This window comes from Pseudomonas sp. BP01, assembly GCF_022760795.1.
Lineage (GTDB): Bacteria > Pseudomonadota > Gammaproteobacteria > Pseudomonadales > Pseudomonadaceae > Aquipseudomonas > Aquipseudomonas putida_Q.
Window position 1 is genome coordinate 189,927 of record NZ_JAFBKA010000007.1, and the last position, 17,965, is coordinate 207,891.

Here is a 17,965-nt window from a genome sequence, read left to right on the forward strand (position 1 = left end):
TTGTACCTGTGGGAGCCCGGCTTGCCGGCGATGGGCTGCACAGCAGCCCCAACAATAGCCGGGTCGGCTCACGCTGACCCGGCTTCGTCGTTTTTGCTGTTCAAGAATTCTGCCTGGGAGGCTGCAATGCGTTGGGGTACCTACTTCGCCGTACTGGCATCGGTGCTCAGTGTCGGGCTGGCGCTTGGCGTGAGCATGCCGCTGGTGTCCCTGCGCTTGGAGGCCTGGGGCTACGGCAGCTTTGCCATCGGCGTGATGGCGGCGATGCCGGCGCTGGGCGTACTGGCCGGTGCCAGCCTGGCCAGCCGCCTGGCAGGCTGGGTTGGCGTGCCCTCGGCGATGCGCCTGTGCCTGTGGGGTGGGGCGCTGTCGATCGGCCTGCTGGCCCTGTTGCCAAGCTACCCGCTGTGGCTGCTGCTGCGGCTGATGATCGGCATGTCCCTGACCGTGGTGTTCATCCTCGGCGAAAGCTGGATCAACCAGCTGGTGGTCGAGCAGTGGCGTGGCCGCCTGGTGGCGTTGTACGGCAGCAGCTACGCCTTGAGCCAGCTGGCCGGGCCGCTGGTGCTGGGCTTTCTCGGCTCCGATGACGACTTCGGTTTCTGGGCCGCGACGGGCCTGCTGCTGGTCGCGCCGCTGATCCTGCTGGGGCGTGGCGGTGCACCGAGCACGGAAGCCTGCAACGTTACCTTCGGCGACTTGTTCCGTTTCTGCCGGCGTTTGCCGGTGATCGCCTGGGCCATTGCCCTGTTCGCTTCGTTCGAGGCGATGATCCTTACCTTGCTGCCGGTGTATTGCCTGCAGCAGGGCTTCACCACCGAGATCGCCCTGTTCATGGTCAGTACCGTGGTGGTGGGGGATGCGGTGCTGCAGTTGCCCATCGGCGCGTTGGCCGATCATATGTCGCGCCGCACCCTGTTCACCGGCTGCGCGGTGACGTTGCTGGTGTCCAGCCTGGCGATTCCGCTCTTGCTGCATACCCCGGCGATCTGGCCATTGTGGGTGTTGTTCGGGGCCAGTGCAGGGGGCTTGTTCACCTTGTCGCTGGTGTTGATTGGCGAGCGCTACCGGGATGATGCGCTGGTGCGGGCCAACGCCCACGTGGCGCAACTGTGGGGTATTGGTTGCCTGCTCGGGCCTTTGCTGGCGGGGGCGGGGAGCCAGTGGGTAAGCGGGCATGCGCTGCTGTGGTTGATGGCGGCGGGGGCTGCGGGGCTGGTGGTGTTGACCCAGCGGCGTGGGGCTTTCGAGGCTGTTTCCGCCTGAGGGATTTTGGGGCCGCTTTGCGGCCCATCGCGACACAAGGCCGCTCCTACAAGGGATCGCGTATCGCCTGTAGGAGCGGCCTTGTGTCGCGATGGGCTGCAAAGCAGCCCCAAAGATGGCGGCTACAACATCTTCTCCAAGCCAACCGCCTTGCTGATCCAGGCATTGAACCGCCGCCACATCCCACCCGGTTCAGACGTCAGCTCGTGCCGTTGGCCATTGTCCTCGGTGGCCCACACCAGCTTGTCACCCATCAGTTTCACCTGATAGCTCAGCGCAGGCGCCATGCCCTGCTGGGCCAGCTCGCGGGTGTATTCGGCCAGCTCCGGGCTGTCTACCAGCACCCCAACCTCGGTGTTCCACAGCACTGAACGCGGGTCGAAGTTGAACGAGCCGATGAAGGTCTTGCGCCGGTCGAACACGATCGCCTTGGTGTGCAGGCTCGAGTCGGAGCTACCACTAAAACTCAACCGCCCCGCGCTGGGGTCGCCTGGCTGGCGGCGAAGCTCAAAAAGCTGTACCCCATGCTCAAGCAAGGCCCGGCGATAGGGCGCATAGCCGCCATGTACTGCCGGCACGTCGGTGGCTTCCAGCGAGTTGGTGAGCAGCTTCACCGAAACGCCAGCGTCGGCGCGGCCGGTCAGGTACAGCAGGCCCGGTTCGCCCGGCACAAAGTAGGCCGATGCCAGGATCAGCTCGCGGTGCACGTTGGCCAAGTCCGGTGCCAGCTGCTGGCTCAACAGCAACTGTGGGTCCGGTTCGTCGTCGGCCAGCACCTTGCTGGGTGCATCCCACAGCACCTGGGCGTGGGCCCAGATCAGCTCGTTGCGCCATACGTCCAGGCGCGGCTGCGACTGGTAGGCCATCAGGCGGTCGTACAGGGCTTTGCGCTGGGTCCTGGCTTCGGCCAGCGACACTTCCAGGCGATGGCGGCTGGCCCGCAGGTCGTTGGCATCCGGCTCACGCCAGAGGAAGTCGGTGATCGGCCGGCTGAGGGCGCTGTTCCAGTACTGGTCGAAGCTGTGCCCCAGCTGCTCGGCCACCGGGCCTATACCCAGCAGGTCGATGTCGGTGAAGTTGAGGTTGGGCTCGGCATCGAAATACTCGTCGCCCAGGTTACGCCCACCGACGATCGCCATGCTGTTGTCCACCAGAAACAGCTTGTTGTGCATACGCCGGTGCTGGCGCGACAGGTTGAACAGCCGCCCCACGGCGCGCGTTACGCCGGTGCTGCGGCCCAGGTGCAGCGGGTTGAACACGCGGATCTGGATGTTGGGGTGGGCATCGAGGGTGCCCATGATGGTGTCCAGGCCGTCGCTGGTGGTGTCGTCCAGCAGGATGCGCACACGCACGCCACGGTCGGCGGCACGCAGCAGTTCATGCACCAGGGCGCGGGTGCTGAGGCCGTCGTGGACGATGTAGTACTGCAGGTCGATGCTGGCCTGGGCGTTGCGGATCAGTTCGGCACGGGCGCGGAACGCTTCATTGCTGTTGGGCAGCAGGCGAAAGCCCGAGCGACCGCCGTAAGGCGCGGCCTGACGCAGCACCGAGCGGCCAAAGGCGGAGTCATTGGCGGGCAGTGCCTGGCTGGTTTCGCGGGGCGCGCTGACGCTGGCGCAGCCGGCAAGGCCGAGCAGCAGCACCAGCAGCAGAGGCAAGGCGTGCTGGAGTCTCAAGGGTGGATCGTCCTGTGCAGCAAGGGCTTTGGGGTTGGACCGTGGCGGGCGGCGCAAAGTTACGCGTCGCCGCTTTCTTCATCCAGTAGACGAAGGGCGGTTTCCCCGACCTTGCGCACGGCGGCCTCGATCTGCGGCGTCGGCCGCGCGGCGAAGTTCATGCGCAGGCAGTGGCGAAACTTGCCCGAGGCCGAGAAGATGCTGCCCACGGCAACTTGCACACCTTGCTCCAGTAAAGCCCGGTTCAGGCGCAGCGTATCGAAATGTTCGGGTAGTTCCACCCACAACATGAAGCCTCCTTGGGGGCGGCTGACGCGGGTGCCCGGCGGGAAGTAGCGGGTTACCCATTCGCTCATCAGGTCTCGGCCACGCTGGTATTGGCTGCGCATGCGCCGCACGTGGGGCTGGTAGTGGCCGCCGGCGATGAAGTCGGCGATGGCCAGCTGCGGCTGGCTGGCGCTGCTGCCGGTGCTGATGTACTTCATGTGCAGCACCCGCTCCAGGTAGCGCCCGGGCGCCACCCAGCCCACCCGCAGGCCGGGGGCGAGGGTTTTGGAAAACGAGCTGCAGAACAGCACGCGGCCATCGTCGTCGAACGACTTGAGGGTACGCGGGCGCGGGTAGGTGTAGGCCAGGTCGCCGTACACATCGTCCTCCAGAATCGCCACGTCGTAGCGCTGGGCCAGGCTCAAAAGGGCCTTCTTGCGGGCCTCGGGCATGATGTAGCCGAGCGGGTTGTTGCAGCTGGGAGTGATCTGGATGAGCTTGATCGGCCACTGTTCCAGCGCCAGTTCCAATGCCTCCAGGCTGATGCCGGTCACCGGGTCGGTGGGGATTTCCAGCGCCTTCATGCCCAGGCCCTTCAGGGTTTGCATGGCGCCGTGGAAGCTGGGCGAGTCGACTGCGACGATGTCGCCTGGCTCGCAGACCGCGCGAATGCTGCACGATAGCGCCTCGTGGCAGCCGGTGGTCACGACCAGGTCAGCCGGGCTCAGGCGGCAGCCGGAGTCGAGCATCAGCCGGGCCACCTGCTCACGCAGGGCCAGGTTGCCGTGGATGTTGTCGTAATACAGGCCAGGCATGTCCTGGCGCCGACTCAACTGAGCCAGGCTACGCAGCAGCGGCTTGAGGGTAGGGCTGTTGATGTCGGGCATGCCGCGGCCGAGCTGGACCACATCCTGACGCGGCGTGCTGCGGATCAGCTCCAGCACCTGCTCCCATTGTGAGATATCCACCGGGCGCTGGGCCGGGCGGCTGACGGCGGGCAGGGCTGGCAGGTGGCGGTGGTCGCTGACGAAGTAGCCGGATTTGGGCCTGGGCGAGACCATGCCGCCGTCTTCCAGCAGGCGATAGGCCTGCTGCACGGTGCTCAGGCTTACCCCGTGTTCCACGCTCAGGGCGCGCACCGAGGGCAAGCGCTGGCCGGGGCGATACAGGCCCTGCTCGATACGGGCACCGAGCAGCTCGGCGAGGTTCAGGTACAGGGTCACGGCATACTCCTGCGCTGCAATCTCGCAGCGACCGGTACAGATTCGCTGAAAATACAGCATTCAGTCGGTCTTCGGCCAATTCTGTATGGAAATAATAAGGCTGTATTGGATCTGTATTGCCGGTATTGCCGACGCGCATGCTTTCTCCACGGTATCAATCGAATGGGAGAACGCAGCGATGGGTGGCATGAGCGATGTGCGCTTGCAACTGTTGGCCAGGGAACTGGAAGCCGGGCAGCAGGCAAAGGTCTTCAACGCGCCGGAAGGGCTTGGGCGTTGGGGGCTGATGCTGCATCGCTGGCATACCCGCAGGGCGCTGTTGCAGCTGACGGATGACGAGTTGCGCGATGTCGGGCTGAGCTGGGAGCAGGCCCGTACAGAGGGACGTAAACCATTCTGGAAAGACTGATCAACGTGACGCTGCGCGGCCCCTGTAGGAGCGGCCGCGTCAGCTTTCAGATCAGCTCTTTGAGGCGATGCCACAGCATGCCCAGCGCCAGCAATGGCGAGCGCAGGTGCTTGCCGCCAGGGAAGGTGATATGCGGCACTTTGGCGAACAGGTCGAACCGCCCGCTTGCCTGGCCACTGATGGCCTCGCCCAGCAGGCGCGCGGCCAGGTGGGTGGCGTTGAGCCCATGGCCTGAATAGGCCTGGGCGTAATACACGTTCGGCTGGCTGGCCAGGCGACCAACCTGCGGTAGGCGGTTGGCGCCAATGCCGATCATGCCGCCCCATTGGTAGTCGATGCGCACGTCGGCCAGCTGCGGGAACACCTTGAGCATCTTGGGCTGCATGTAGGCGGCGATGTTTTTCGGGTCGCGGCCTGAATAGTGGCAGGCACCGCCAAACAGCAGGCGGTGGTCGGCAGACAGCCGGTAGTAATCCAGCGCCACGCGCTGGTCACACACCGCCATGTTCTGCGGCAACAACGCGCGGGCGCGCTCTTCGCCCAGCGGTTCGGTGGCGATGATGTAGCTGCCGGCCGGCAGCACCTTGCCGCCCAGCTCGCGGTTGAGGCCGTTGAGGTAGGCGTTGCAGCACAGCACCAAGGTCTTGGCGCGTACCCGGCCCTGGGCGGTATGCACCTGCACTTCGGGGCCATAGTCGATGCGGGTAACCTCGGACTGTTCGAACAGCTTCACACCCAGGCGGCTGGCCACGGCCGCTTCCCCCAAGGCCAGGTTGAGCGGGTGCAGGTGGCCAGAGCCCATGTCGATCAGCCCGCCCACATAGCAGTCGGCGCCGACCACGCTGTGGATATCGTCCTTGCCGACCAGCCGCAGCTCGTGCGCATAGCCCAGGCTGCGCAGTTCTTCGGCGTCTTCGGCAAAGCCCAGCAGCTCGGCCGGCTTGTTGGCCAGGTCGCAGTAGCCCCAGGTCAGGTCGCAGGCGATGGCATGCTTCTCGACCCGCTCGCGGACGATCTGCACGGCCTCCAGGCCCATCAGCTTCATGCTGCGCACGCCTTCCTCGCCTATTACCGGCAGGAACTGTTCCAGGCCGTGGCCGACGCCGCGGATCAACTGCCCGCCATTGCGCCCACTGGCGCCCCAGCCCAGTTTGCGCGCTTCCAGCAGGATGACCGAGAGGCCGCGTTCGGCCAGCTCGATGGCAGTGTTCAGGCCCGAGTAGCCGCCGCCGACGATACATACATCGGCGCTGTGCTCGCCTTGCAGGAAGGAGTAGTCAGGGTGTGGCGCGCTGCTGGCGGCGTAGTAGGAGGCGGCGTGCTGCGCGCTGTGGACCATTGGTTCGTTCCTGGGTGCTGGTGGGCTAGTGGGGGAGGATAAGCCGGGGCTCTAGGGTGGGCAACCGGCCTCATCGCCGGCAAGCCAGCTCCCACAGGAGCTGTGTGAGACCAGTGGTGCACTTGTGGGCGCTGGCTTGCCGGCGATTGGCCCTATAATCCAACTTCAGTCTTCAATTTTGTACCTAGCCATGTCCTGCAACCGCCACAAGATCCACTTCCTGCGCGAACTCATCCCCTCGTTCGAGTGCGAGCCCGGCTGCCACGACTGCTGCGGCCCGGTCACCACGTCGACAGAAGAAATGGCCCGCCTGCCGCGCAAGTCCCAGGCCGAGCAGGAAGCCGCTCTCGAGCGCCTGGACTGCGTGCACCTGGGCCCCAACGGTTGCACGGTGTATGAAGAGCGCCCGATGATCTGCCGGCTGTTTGGCACCACGCCACGCATGGCCTGCCCGCGTGGCCGTGGCCCTGAGCCGATGATCGAGCCCGCAGCCGAGCAGCTCGTGCACCAGTTCATCGCCACCACCCGCCAGGTGCTGGTCTAGCCTCAGTCCGGGATCGGCAGGCAGAGGCTTTCTTTTACCTCTTCCATCACGATGTAGCTCTTCGATTCGCGCACATGCGGCAGCTTCAGCAGGATGTCGCCAAGCAGCTTGCGGTACGACGCCATCTCCGAAATGCGCGCCTTCACCAGGTAGTCGAAGTCACCTGACACCAGGTGGCATTCCAGCACGTGTGGCAGCTTCAACACCGCGCGGCGGAACTCCTCGAAGGTATCGCCCGACTTGTAGTCCAGGCTGATTTCGACGAACACCAGCAGGCTGCCCTTGAGGTGCTGCGGGTTCAGGCGGGCGTTGTAGCCCATGATGATGCCCTCGCGCTCCAGCCGGCGAACCCGTTCGGTGCAAGGGGTGGTGGACAGCCCAACTTTCTCGCCCAGTTCGGTGAAGGAAATACGCCCGTCATTCTGCAGGATCCGCAGGATGTTACGGTCGATCTTGTCCAGTTCACGCTTGCTCTGGTGCTGGGTTCTCATAGGGGATGCCCCTCCGTGAAAGGCGATTTTGCCGAGAATTCTCGCCAATAATAGGCTTTTATATAGTGAATTGCACTGGTCTCAAATTCCTATACTGCGCCCATTCATGCCATATCAATAAAAGTCTGCGGCGTGCCGCGTGTGAGGGAAATAACGATGCGAGTTCTGGTACTTGGTAGCGGTGTAATCGGAACCGCCAGTGCCTATTACCTGGCCCGGCAAGGTTTTGAAGTGACGGTGGTCGACCGCCAGCCGGCGGTGGCCATGGAAACCAGTTTTGCCAACGCAGGCCAGATCTCGCCCGGCTATGCCTCGCCCTGGGCCGCCCCAGGCGTGCCGCTGAAGGCCATCAAGTGGCTGCTCGAGCGCCACGCGCCCCTGGCCATCAAGCTCACCGGCGACGTCGACCAGTACCTGTGGATGGCGCAGATGCTGCGCAACTGCACCGCCAGCCGTTACGCGGTGAACAAGGAGCGCATGGTGCGCCTGTCCGAGTACAGCCGCGACTGCCTGGACGAATTGCGCGCCGAAACCGGTATTGCCTACGAAAGCCGCTCCCTGGGTACCACCCAGCTGTTCCGCACCCAGGCCCAGGTGGATGCCGCGGCCAAGGACATTGCCGTGCTCGAGCAGTCTGGCGTGCCTTACGAGCTGCTGGACCGCGAGGGGATTGCCCGCGTCGAGCCGGCCCTGGCTGGCGTGAAAGACATTCTGGCCGGCGCCCTGCGCTTGCCTAACGACCAGACCGGCGACTGCCAGATGTTCACCACCAAGCTCGCCGACATGGCCATCAAGCTGGGTGTGGAGTTCCGTTTTGGCCAGGACATCCAACGCCTGGACTTCGCGGGCGACCGCATCAATGGCGTGTGGATCGACGGCAAGCTGGAAACCGCCGACCGCTACGTGCTGGCGCTGGGCAGCTACTCGCCGCAGATGCTCAAGCCGCTGGGTATCAAGGCACCGGTCTACCCGCTGAAGGGCTACTCACTGACCGTGCCGATCACCAACGGCGACATGGCCCCGACCTCGACCATTCTCGACGAGACCTACAAGGTCGCGATCACCCGTTTCGACAACCGTATCCGGGTTGGCGGCATGGCTGAAATTGCCGGTTTTGACCTGTCGCTGAACCCGCGCCGGCGCGAAACGCTGGAGATGATCGTCAACGACCTTTATCCTCGCGGTGGTGACCTGAGCCAGGCCAGCTTCTGGACCGGCCTGCGCCCGGCGACCCCGGACGGCACGCCGATCGTGGGTGCCACGGCGTTCCGCAACCTGTTCCTGAACACCGGTCACGGTACCCTGGGCTGGACCATGGCGTGCGGCTCCGGTCGCCTGCTGGCCGACCTGATTGCGCGCAAGAAACCGCAGATCAGTGCCGAAGGCCTGGACATTTCCCGTTATGGCAACAGCCGGGAAGCGACCAAGCACGGGCAGGGCGCGCCGGTTCACCAGCAGTAAAAGCCTGCACCGGCCCATTCGCGGCTAAAGCCGCTCCCACAGGGATCGCATGGTCTTGGCCATTGTGCGGTCCCTTGTGGGAGCGGCTTTAGCCGCGAAGAACCCAACACCGTTTTCAACCTGTGAACCACCATAAGGCAGCCGCCATGCGTCCCGCCCGCGCCCTGATCGACCTCCAGGCCCTGCGCCACAACTACCGTCTGGCCCGTGAACTGACCGGTGCCAAAGCCCTCGCCGTGATCAAGGCCGATGCCTATGGACACGGTGCCGTCCGCTGCGCCCTGGCCCTGGAGGCCGAAGCCGACGGCTTTGCCGTGGCCTGCATCGAAGAGGCGCTGGAGTTGCGCGCCGCTGGTATCAAGGCCCCGGTGCTGTTGCTGGAAGGCTTCTTCGAAGCCAGCGAGCTGGCGCTGATTGCCGAGCACGACCTGTGGTGCGTAGTGCACTCGCTGTGGCAGCTGGAAGCCATCGAGAAAACCCAGCTGCACAAGCCGCTCACCATTTGGCTGAAGCTGGACAGCGGCATGCACCGCGTCGGCCTGCACCCCAAGGACTACCACGACGCCTACCAGCGCCTGCTGGCCAGCGGCAAGGTTGTGCGCATCGTGCTGATGAGCCACTTCGCCCGTGCCGACGAACTGGATGCCGACGCCACCGCCCAGCAGATCGCCGTGTTCGAGGCCGCCCGCCAGGGCCTGGCCGCCGAGTGCAGCCTGCGCAACTCGCCCGGCGTGCTGGGCTGGCCGCAAGCGCCCGGCGACTGGGTACGCCCGGGCCTGATGCTGTACGGCGCCACGCCGTTCGAAGTGCCCCAGGCCGAAGCCGCGCGGCTGCAACCGGTAATGACCCTGCAATCGCGGGTCATCAGCGTCCGCGAGTTGCCTGCCGGCGAGCCGGTGGGCTACGGCGCCAAGTTCGTCAGCCCACGGCCAACCCGGGTAGGCGTGGTCGCCATGGGCTATGCCGATGGCTACCCGCGCCAGGCGCCCAACGGCACCCCGGTGCTGGTCGCCGGCCAGCGCACCCAGCTGATCGGCCGGGTGTCGATGGACATGCTCAACATCGACCTGACCGACGTGCCGCAAGCCACCGTCGGCAGCCCGGTCGAACTGTGGGGCAAGCAGGTGCTGGCCAGCGAAGTGGCCGCACACGCGGGCACTATTCCTTACCAGATCTTCTGCAACCTGAAGCGGGTACCGCGGGACTACATCGGCGAATGACACGCTGAAGCGGACAGGTTGAGGGGCGGTGTGTTGTAAATACTGAACGGCATTGCCATGATATCGTTCACATCCACCCCCCTTTTCACCGTTTCAGGAGGCTCCAGCTTTGGACGTCGGCGAACGACTGCAAGCCATCCGCAAGCTCAAGGGCCTGTCCCAGCGCGAACTCGCCAAGCGTGCCGGTGTGACCAACAGCACCATCTCGATGATCGAGAAGAACAGCGTGAGCCCCTCCATCAGCTCGCTGCGCAAGGTGCTGAGCGGCATTCCCATGTCGATGGTCGAGTTCTTTTCGGTCGAGCTGGAACCTGAAAGCCCCACTCAGATCGTCTACAAGGCCCACGAGCTGATCGATATCTCGGACGGCGCGGTGACCATGAAGCTGGTGGGCAAGTCGCACCCCAACCGTGCCATCGCGTTTCTCACCGAGGTGTACCCGCCTGGCGCCGACACCGGTGCCGAAATGCTCACCCACGACGGCGAAGAAACCGGCATCCTGCTCGAAGGCCGGCTGGAGCTGGTGGTCGGCAACGAGATCTTCATCCTCGAAGAAGGCGACAGTTACTACTTCGAAAGCACGCGCCCGCACCGCTTTCGCAACCCGTTCAACCAGCCCGCCCGCCTGATCAGTGCGGCGACGCCTTCAAACTTTTGATCCAGCGCAGTGCATTGATTCGGCAATACCCCTTTCCCGTGTAGGGTCGTTTCACGGCTTCTGGGTTCCCGCTATACTTTTCAACGCTCGCCGTTCCGTGGCCGCGAGCGTGATTAGCCACCATGAGGGTGTTCGCGTGAACCAAATCAAGAAGATGCTGGCCGTACCAGCAGCCGTATTCGCCCTCTGGGCAATGAGCGCAACCGCTGCGACCAATGACGACATTGCCAAACGCCTGGAGCCGGTTGGCCAGGTGTGCGTCCAGGGCCAGGAATGCAAAGGCATGGAAGTGGCTGTTGCAGCGGGGGGCGGGGGTGCCAAGACGCCCGATGAGATCATCGCCAAGCACTGCAATGCCTGCCATGGCACCGGGCTGCTTGGTGCGCCTAAAGTGGGCGACACCGCCGCGTGGAAAGAACGCGCCGACCACCAGGGCGGCCTGGATGGCATCCTGGCGAAGGCCATTACCGGCATCAACGCCATGCCGCCCAAAGGCACCTGTGCGGACTGCTCGGATGACGACCTGAAAGGGGCGATCAAGAAAATGTCCGGGCTGTAAGGCACAGCTGAATTGCATCAGGCCCGCCGTTGATGGCGGGCTTTGTTTTTGTGGTGCCTGTGCTGGCCCTTTCGCGGGCCCGCCCGCTCCCACAAGTCCCCCACGGAACCTGAGGATTGTGGTTATCCTGTGGGAGCGGGCGTGCCCGCGAAAGGGCCAGCACAGGCAACCAACCCGCCAGTGCCATGTCCAACCCCTGAACCCATGGATGTCTCAGGAGGCCCCGATGCACCTCTGCTCCATCGACCATGCTGTCGAGCAGGTCTTGTCCCGGCTGCCAAACCATATCCATATGGGCCTGCCATTGGGCCTGGGCAAGCCTAATGCTTTCGTGAACGCCCTCTACGCACGGGTGCGTGAGCTGCCCGAGCGGCGGCTGACTATCTACACGGCGCTGTCCCTCGGCCGCCCGCCATTGGGCGATGGCCTGCAACGGCGCTTTCTCGAACCCTTCGTAGAGCGTATCTTCGCCGACTACGAAGAGCTCGACTACCTTGCCGACCTGCGCAACGACAGCCTGCCGCCGAACATCCGCGTCGAGCAGTTTTTCATGCAGCCCGGCAGCCTGCTGCACAGCGAGGCGGCCCAGCAGGACTACATCAGCAGCAACTACAGCCACGCCGCACGCGACATCAACGCCAAGGGCCTGAACCTGGTCGCGCAACTGGTGGCCGCCACACCTGAAAGGCCTGTGCACCTGAGCCTGGCCTGCAACCCCGACATCACCCTCGACCTGCTGCCGATGATCGCCAAGCGCCGCGCGGCCGGCGAAACCATTCTCATGCTCGGCCAGGTGCATGCCGAGCTGCCCTACATGCCAGGCGATGCGGAACTGCCCATTGATGCGTTCGACCTGCTGCTCGATGAAGCCGAGCAACGTCGCCTGTTCTCCACCCCGAACATGCCGGTGGGCACCCAGGACCACTGCATCGGCTTGCACGCCAGCACGTTGGTACGCGATGGCGGCACCCTGCAGATCGGCATCGGTGCCATGGGCGATGCAGTCGCCGCCGCGTTGCTGGCGCGCCAGGGTGACAACGCAGGCTACCGCGCCTTGCTAGGCGAGCTGGATACGGGCCCATGGCATGCGCTGATCGAGCGCGAAGGGGGGCTGGGCACGTTTGCCCAAGGCCTGTACGGCTGCAGCGAGATGTTCGTCAATGGCCTGCTGGTACTGGCCGAAGCAGGCCTGCTGCGGCGCCCGGCCGATGAGCTCGGACCAGTGGTGCACGGTGGCTTTTTCCTTGGCCCACAGGCGTTCTACCAGCGGTTAAGGGAGATGCCACTCGAACAGCGCGCACGTTTTGCCATGACCCGTATCAGCTTTATCAACGAGCTGTACGGCCAGGAAGAACTCAAGCGGCGCCAGCGCCGCGATGCGCGCTTCCTCAACACTGCGTTTGCCATGACCTTGCTCGGTGCCGGCGTGGCCGATCAGCTGGAAGACGGCCGCGTGCTCAGCGGCGTGGGCGGGCAGTACAACTTCGTCGCCCAGGGCCATGCGCTGGAAGGTGGGCGTTCGATTCTGCTTTTGCGCAGCTGGCGCGAGGCAGGCGGGGAGGTGACCTCGAACCTGTTCTGGACCTACGGCCACTGCACCATCCCCCGGCACCTGCGCGATATCGTAGTGACCGAATACGGCATTGCCGACTTGCGTGGGCAGACCGACAGCGAGGTGATTGCGCGGTTGCTGGCGGTGAGCGATTCGCGGTTTCAGCAGGGGCTCATCGAGCAGGCAAAAGAGGCTGGCAAGCTGCCCAAGGGTTTTGAGCTGGACGCTCGCTTTACCGACAATACGCCGCAGCGGTTGGAGGCGATCAGGGCGCGGCATGCGCGGCTGTTCCCGGAGTATCCGATGGGGACGGACTTTACAGCTGAGGAGCGGGACCTGTTGCGGGCGCTGAACTGGTTGAAGAGCAAGTTCAAGCTGAGCGAGGTGCTTGAGCTGGGCAAGGCAGCGTTGGATGCGCCGGGGCCGGAGGGGTATCAAGGGCACCTGGAGCGGATGGGGCTGGGCGCTCCGCAGGGATTGAAGGAAGAGTTGTATCAGCGGCTTTTGCTGGCAGGGTTGGCGGCGACCTGAAAATTGCCGGGGCTGCTTTGCAGCCCATCGCCGGCAAGCCAGCTCCCACAGGAGTTTCACAGAGGCCGAGCCTTGTGCAGTACCTGTGGGAGCTGGCTTGCCGGCGATGGGGCCGGTACAGGCTTACTCGATGAAGCTGACCACACCGCCTTCCAGCGACTTCACCCGGGCCAGCGATTCAACGCGGTAGCCTTGGCTATCCAGCTCGGCACGGCCGCCCTGGAACGACTTCTCGATCACGATACCCAGGCCAGCCACGGTGGCGCCGGCCTGTTTGATGATCGAAATCAGCGCCTGCGACGCCTTGCCGTTGGCCAGGAAATCGTCGATCACCAGTACGCGGTCGCTGCTGTTGAGGTGGCGTGGCGAAATGGCCACGGTGTTCTCGGTCTGCTTGGTGAAGGAGTACACCGAGGCAGTCAGCAGGTTCTCGGTCAGGGTCAGCGACTGGTGCTTGCGCGCAAAGATCACCGGTACGCCCAGCTTCAGGCCGGTCATCACGGCCGGGGCAATGCCCGAGGCTTCAATGGTGACGATCTTGGTCACGCCGGCGTCGGCGAACAGGCGGGCGAACTCGTCACCGATCAGCTGCATCAGCGCGGGGTCGATCTGGTGGTTGAGAAACGCGTCGACTTTAAGAACCTGGTCGGAAAGCACGATGCCTTCTTCGCGAATCTTCTGATGCAGTGCTTCCACTTTGTTTTCCTCGATGTAGCAAAGGTGGCCGCAAATAGCGGCAAAGTTTAAGAGTAATGGTTGATCAGCGTTTGAGCATTGCCCGGATATCGGCCAGGGCGTTGTTGCCGCGTGCGGCCTTTACCTCGACCGGCGCATCGTCCAGGCCCTCCCAGGCCAGGTCGTCTGGAGGCAGTTCGTCAAGGAACCGGCTGGGCGTGCAGTCGATGATTTCACCGTACTGCTTGCGCTTGGCAGCGAAGGTGAAGGCCAGGGTCTGGCGCGCGCGGGTGATGCCCACGTAGGCCAGGCGGCGCTCCTCTTCGATGGTGTCGGCCTCGATGCTGGAGCGGTGCGGGAGGATTTCCTCTTCCATGCCCATGATGAACACGTAGGGGAACTCCAGGCCCTTGGAGGCGTGCAGGGTCATCATCTGCACACCTTCGGCGTTCTCTTCTTCTTCCTGCTGGCGCTCGAGCATGTCGCGCAGCACCAGCTTGCCGATGGCGTCCTCGATGGTCATGTCACCCTCTTCGTCCTTCTCGAGGGTGTTTTTCAGCGCTTCGACAAGGAACCAGACGTTGCTGATCCGGAACTCCGCCGCCTTGTCGCTGGCGGTCTGCTGACGGATCCAGTTCTCGTAGTCGATGTCGCGGATCATCTCGTGCAGCGCGGCGATCGGGTCTTCCAGGGCAACCTTGTGGCGTACCCCGTCCAGCCAGTGCTTGAAGCGCTGCAAGCGCTCGGTGTAGCGGGCGTCCAGGTGCTCACCCAGGCCCAGCTCCTCGCTGGCGGCGTACATCGAAATGCCGCGCTCGGTGGAATAGTTGCCGAGCTTTTCCAGGGTGGTGGAGCCGATTTCGCGGCGCGGTACGTTGATCACCCGCAGGTAGGCGTTGTCATCGTCCGGGTTCACCAGCAGGCGCAGGTAGGCCATCAGGTCCTTGACCTCCTGGCGGCCGAAGAAGCTGTTGCCGCCCGACAGGCGATACGGCACCTGGTGGTGCTGCAGCTTCAGTTCGATCAGCTTGGCCTGGTAGTTACCGCGGTAGAGGATGGCGAAATCGCTGTACGGGCGGTTGGTGCGCAGGTGCAAGGTGAGGATTTCCATGGCCACGCGTTCGGCCTCGGCTTCCTCGTTCTTGCAGCGGATGACGCGGATCTCGTCGCCCACGCCCATCTCGCTCCACAGCTGTTTCTCGAACGCGTGCGGGTTGTTGGCGATCAACACGTTGGCACAGCGCAGGATGCGGCTGGTGGAGCGGTAGTTCTGCTCGAGCATGACGATCTTCAGGGAGGGGTAGTCCTCCTTGAGCAGCATCAGGTTTTCGGGGCGCGCACCGCGCCAGGCGTAGATCGACTGATCGTCGTCGCCCACCACGGTGAACTGGTTGCGCATGCCGATCAGCATTTTCACCAGCAGGTATTGGCTGGCGTTGGTGTCCTGGTATTCGTCCACCAGCAGGTAGCGCACGCGGTTCTGCCAGCGTTCGAGCACCTCGGGGTGCTCCTGGAACAGCTTGACCGGCTGCAGAATCAGGTCGTCGAAGTCCACCGCGTTGAACGCCTTGAGCGTGCGCTGGTAGTGGGTGTAGACAATGGCGGCGGTCTGTTCGCGCGGGTTGCGGGCCTTTTCCAGGGCCTCTGGCGGCAGGACCAGGTCGTTCTTCCAGGCACCGATCATGTTCTTGATCTCGTCGATGCCGTCGTCGCCGGAGTATTCCTTCTGCATGATGTCCGACAGCAACGCCTTGATGTCGGACTCGTCGAAGATCGAGAAGCCTGGCTTGTAGCCCAGCTTGTCGTGCTCCTTGCGGATGATGTTCAGGCCCAGGTTGTGGAAGGTACACACCGTCAGACCACGGCCTTCCCCCGGGCGCAGCAGGGTGGCGACCCGCTCCTTCATCTCGCGGGCGGCCTTGTTGGTAAAGGTCATCGCCACAATGTACTGGGCACGGATGCCGCAGTTCTGGATGAGGTGGGCAATCTTGCGCGTGATCACGCTGGTCTTGCCCGAACCTGCACCGGCGAGCACCAAAAGAGGGCCGCCGACGTAGTCACGGGCTTCTTGCTGCCGGGGATTGAGTCGGGACATGCTAGAAACCGGGGGTCGCCAGAAAATAGCCGCGCATTCTAACAGGCATGGGGCGGTTGTGGCGCGACCGTCTGACGTCTGAGTCAGACTTTTGTCCGCCTCATTATTAGCGCGACTAATGCTACTAGAGGAAAAAATCATATTTGCCGCTTCCTCTGGTTTCGAGCAGGATGCACGACAAAATACGTCGGGATGCTACGCCCGCAAATGCATGTATAAAAGTGAAAATCATTTTCATTAATGCAGTAGCATACTGGCAGTTATCGTTGCACCGTGAAGTCCTAAGGAGCCCGCTTGTCCACGCCTGTCGAACCTTTGCGTTTGCTGCTGTTGGCTGATGAGCCGCAATGGGCCGCCTTGTTGCACGCCTGCATGCCTGCCCTTAACGGCAGTGCCGTGCTGCTGACCGCGCCTGACTGGGACTCGGTCGATAGCCTGTTCAGCCACGATCGCCAGGCCGTTGTGCTGGCAACCCCGGCCCTGCAGCCGGTGCCCGGGCGCTGCGAGCTGCCAACTATTCTGCTGCTGGATCACGAGCCCGAGGTAGCACCCAGCGCCGTCAGCGACTGGCTGGTACGCGACCAGCTCAACGCTGATACCTTGCGCCGCTCGCTGCGCCATGTGCGCGAACGTGGGGTGCTGGTGGCCACCTTGCAGCGCCTGGCCGAACAGGACCCACTGACCGGCATCGCCAACCGCCAGGGCTTCCAGGCCTTGCTGACCGCGCGCCTGGCCGAGAACGAGGGCCGTGGCATTGCCTTGGGCCACCTGGACCTGGACAACTTCCGCCACGTCAACGATGCGCTCGGCCACCAGAGCGGTGACCGCCTGATCCTGCAAGTGGTGGCGAGGCTGCAAAACCAGCTGGAGGCTGGTGACCAGCTGGCGCGCCTGGGCAGCGACGAGTTTGCCTTGCTGATCGACACCCGCCGCGACGCCAACCGCGCTGAATGGATTGCCGAGCGCATCATCGAGGCCTTGGCCGAACCCTACTGGATCGACGGCGAAAGCCTGCTGCTGGGGTGCAGCCTGGGCTTGGCCCATGCCCGCGCGCACAGCGGTGCCGACCCGTTGATGTGGCATGCGCACATTGCCATGCGCCAGGCCAAGGGCAGCCAGGGCTGCACCTTCCATGTGTTCAATGAACGCATCAATCGCAACGCCCGCAGCCTTGCCGACCTGGAAAGCGAACTGCGCCGCGCGCTGCGCCGTGACGAGCTGGAGCTGCACTATCAGCCGCGGCTCGACCTGGCCGACGGGCGCATCGTCGGCCTGGAGGCGCTGGTGCGCTGGCGTCATGCCGAACGCGGGCTGTTACCGCCTAGCGAGTTCGTGCCCCTGGCCGAGCAGAGCGGCCTGATCGTGCCGCTGGGCTACTGGGTCATCTCCCGTGCCTTGCGCGACATGCAGGCGCTGTGTGAGCGCGGGCTGGAGCCGCTGCACATGGCGGTAAACCTGAGTTTTCGTCAGTTCCAGGACAGCCAGCTGCTGGCCACCCTGAGCCGCCTGATCCTTGAGCATGGTGTGGACGCCCGCTGGCTGGAGTTCGAACTGACCGAGACGGCGGTGATGCGCCGCAACGAGGTGGTGCGCCAGACCATGGACGCGCTCGGCCGCCTGGGCGTGCGCTTCTCGCTCGACGATTTCGGCACCGGATTTTCTTCGTTCGTACACCTCAACAGCTTGCCGATCACTTTGCTCAAGGTGGACCGCAGTTTTGTTGCGGGAATGGAAATGCGCGAGGAAAACCGCAAGCTGGTGCACGCCATGATCAACCTGGCGCACAACCTCAACCTCGAGGTGGTGGCCGAAGGGGTGGAGAGTGAAGAGCAGCTGGCGTTGTTGCGTGGGTTTGGCTGTGACCAGGTGCAGGGCTTTTTGGTCAGCAAGCCGCTGCCGGTCGGGGAGCTGATCGATTTTTTGCTGAAGGTGCCTGGCTGTCAGTTGGATGCTGTCCTTTAGGGCCCTTTCGCGGGCACGCCCGCTCCCACAGGGACCG

15 protein-coding genes are annotated in these 17,965 nt (G+C 63.9%); 9 read left to right on the forward strand and 6 right to left on the reverse strand.

Going from position 1 to position 17,965, the window contains the following annotated elements:
- The first annotated feature begins 126 nt into the window (after positions 1-126).
- Positions 127-1,266, forward strand: coding sequence for an MFS transporter (locus JOY50_RS09090; RefSeq protein ID WP_132846641.1), 1,140 nt, complete (start codon positions 127-129; stop codon positions 1,264-1,266).
- Positions 1,267-1,388: 122 nt separating this feature from the next.
- Here JOY50_RS09090 and JOY50_RS09095 read toward each other — a convergent pair whose 3' ends face one another.
- Complete coding sequence (locus JOY50_RS09095; RefSeq protein ID WP_243055123.1) at positions 1,389-2,942, reverse strand: phospholipase D family protein; 1,554 nt, start codon at positions 2,940-2,942, stop codon at positions 1,389-1,391.
- A gap of 59 nt (positions 2,943-3,001) precedes the next feature.
- A complete protein-coding gene (locus JOY50_RS09100) occupies positions 3,002-4,432 on the reverse strand; it encodes a PLP-dependent aminotransferase family protein (RefSeq protein ID WP_165931661.1) in 1,431 nt (476 codons plus the stop codon).
- 178 nt (positions 4,433-4,610) lie between these two features.
- Between JOY50_RS09100 and JOY50_RS09105 the strand changes: the two genes are divergently transcribed.
- Positions 4,611-4,841, forward strand: coding sequence for a DUF1127 domain-containing protein (locus JOY50_RS09105; protein ID WP_138737054.1), 231 nt, complete (start codon positions 4,611-4,613; stop codon positions 4,839-4,841).
- A gap of 46 nt (positions 4,842-4,887) precedes the next feature.
- On the opposite strand, the gene JOY50_RS09110 is transcribed toward JOY50_RS09105, so the two are convergent.
- A complete protein-coding gene (locus tag JOY50_RS09110; RefSeq protein ID WP_132846638.1) occupies positions 4,888-6,180 on the reverse strand; it encodes an FAD-binding oxidoreductase in 1,293 nt (430 codons plus the stop codon).
- Between the two features lie 190 nt (positions 6,181-6,370).
- On the opposite strand from JOY50_RS09110, the gene JOY50_RS09115 reads away from it, so the two are divergent.
- Positions 6,371-6,724 carry a YkgJ family cysteine cluster protein gene (locus JOY50_RS09115; protein WP_016489806.1) on the forward strand — a complete coding sequence of 118 codons (354 nt, stop codon included), beginning with the start codon at positions 6,371-6,373 and terminating at the stop codon, positions 6,722-6,724.
- 2 nt (positions 6,725-6,726) lie between these two features.
- On the opposite strand, the gene dadR is transcribed toward JOY50_RS09115, so the two are convergent.
- The gene (gene dadR / locus JOY50_RS09120) at positions 6,727-7,215 is read right to left on the reverse strand and encodes a transcriptional regulator DadR (protein WP_003258963.1); all 489 of its coding nucleotides are present in this window, start codon (positions 7,213-7,215) and stop codon (positions 6,727-6,729) included.
- 156 nt (positions 7,216-7,371) lie between these two features.
- Between dadR and dadA the strand changes: the two genes are divergently transcribed.
- The 5 genes from dadA to JOY50_RS09145 all read left to right on the forward strand — a co-directional run bounded on the left by dadA (position 7,372) and on the right by JOY50_RS09145 (position 13,196).
- Entirely contained in the window at positions 7,372-8,676 is a 1,305-nt protein-coding gene (dadA, locus tag JOY50_RS09125; protein WP_019472517.1) for a D-amino acid dehydrogenase, read from the forward strand.
- Positions 8,677-8,822: 146 nt separating this feature from the next.
- Positions 8,823-9,896, forward strand: coding sequence for an alanine racemase (gene alr, locus JOY50_RS09130; protein ID WP_019472723.1), 1,074 nt, complete (start codon positions 8,823-8,825; stop codon positions 9,894-9,896).
- 109 nt (positions 9,897-10,005) lie between these two features.
- Entirely contained in the window at positions 10,006-10,554 is a 549-nt protein-coding gene (locus JOY50_RS09135) for a cupin domain-containing protein (RefSeq protein WP_016489803.1), read from the forward strand.
- Positions 10,555-10,708: 154 nt separating this feature from the next.
- On the forward strand, positions 10,709-11,113 hold the full coding sequence (locus JOY50_RS09140) for a cytochrome c5 family protein (protein WP_033692624.1): 405 nt from the start codon (positions 10,709-10,711) through the stop codon (positions 11,111-11,113).
- A gap of 226 nt (positions 11,114-11,339) precedes the next feature.
- Entirely contained in the window at positions 11,340-13,196 is a 1,857-nt protein-coding gene (locus tag JOY50_RS09145) for an acetyl-CoA hydrolase/transferase C-terminal domain-containing protein (protein WP_132846635.1), read from the forward strand.
- A 123-nt stretch (positions 13,197-13,319) separates the two neighbouring features.
- Here the strand turns inward: JOY50_RS09145 and JOY50_RS09150 are convergent, their stop codons facing one another.
- Positions 13,320-13,892: a xanthine phosphoribosyltransferase gene (locus JOY50_RS09150; protein ID WP_003253535.1), complete on the reverse strand. Its 573-nt coding sequence runs from the start codon at positions 13,890-13,892 to the stop codon at positions 13,320-13,322.
- A 64-nt stretch (positions 13,893-13,956) separates the two neighbouring features.
- Positions 13,957-15,966 carry a DNA helicase Rep gene (rep, locus tag JOY50_RS09155; protein ID WP_016502210.1) on the reverse strand — a complete coding sequence of 670 codons (2,010 nt, stop codon included), beginning with the start codon at positions 15,964-15,966 and terminating at the stop codon, positions 13,957-13,959.
- A 294-nt stretch (positions 15,967-16,260) separates the two neighbouring features.
- On the opposite strand from rep, the gene JOY50_RS09160 reads away from it, so the two are divergent.
- On the forward strand, positions 16,261-17,928 hold the full coding sequence (locus tag JOY50_RS09160) for a bifunctional diguanylate cyclase/phosphodiesterase (RefSeq protein WP_019472728.1): 1,668 nt from the start codon (positions 16,261-16,263) through the stop codon (positions 17,926-17,928).
- Positions 17,929-17,965: the final 37 nt, after the last annotated feature.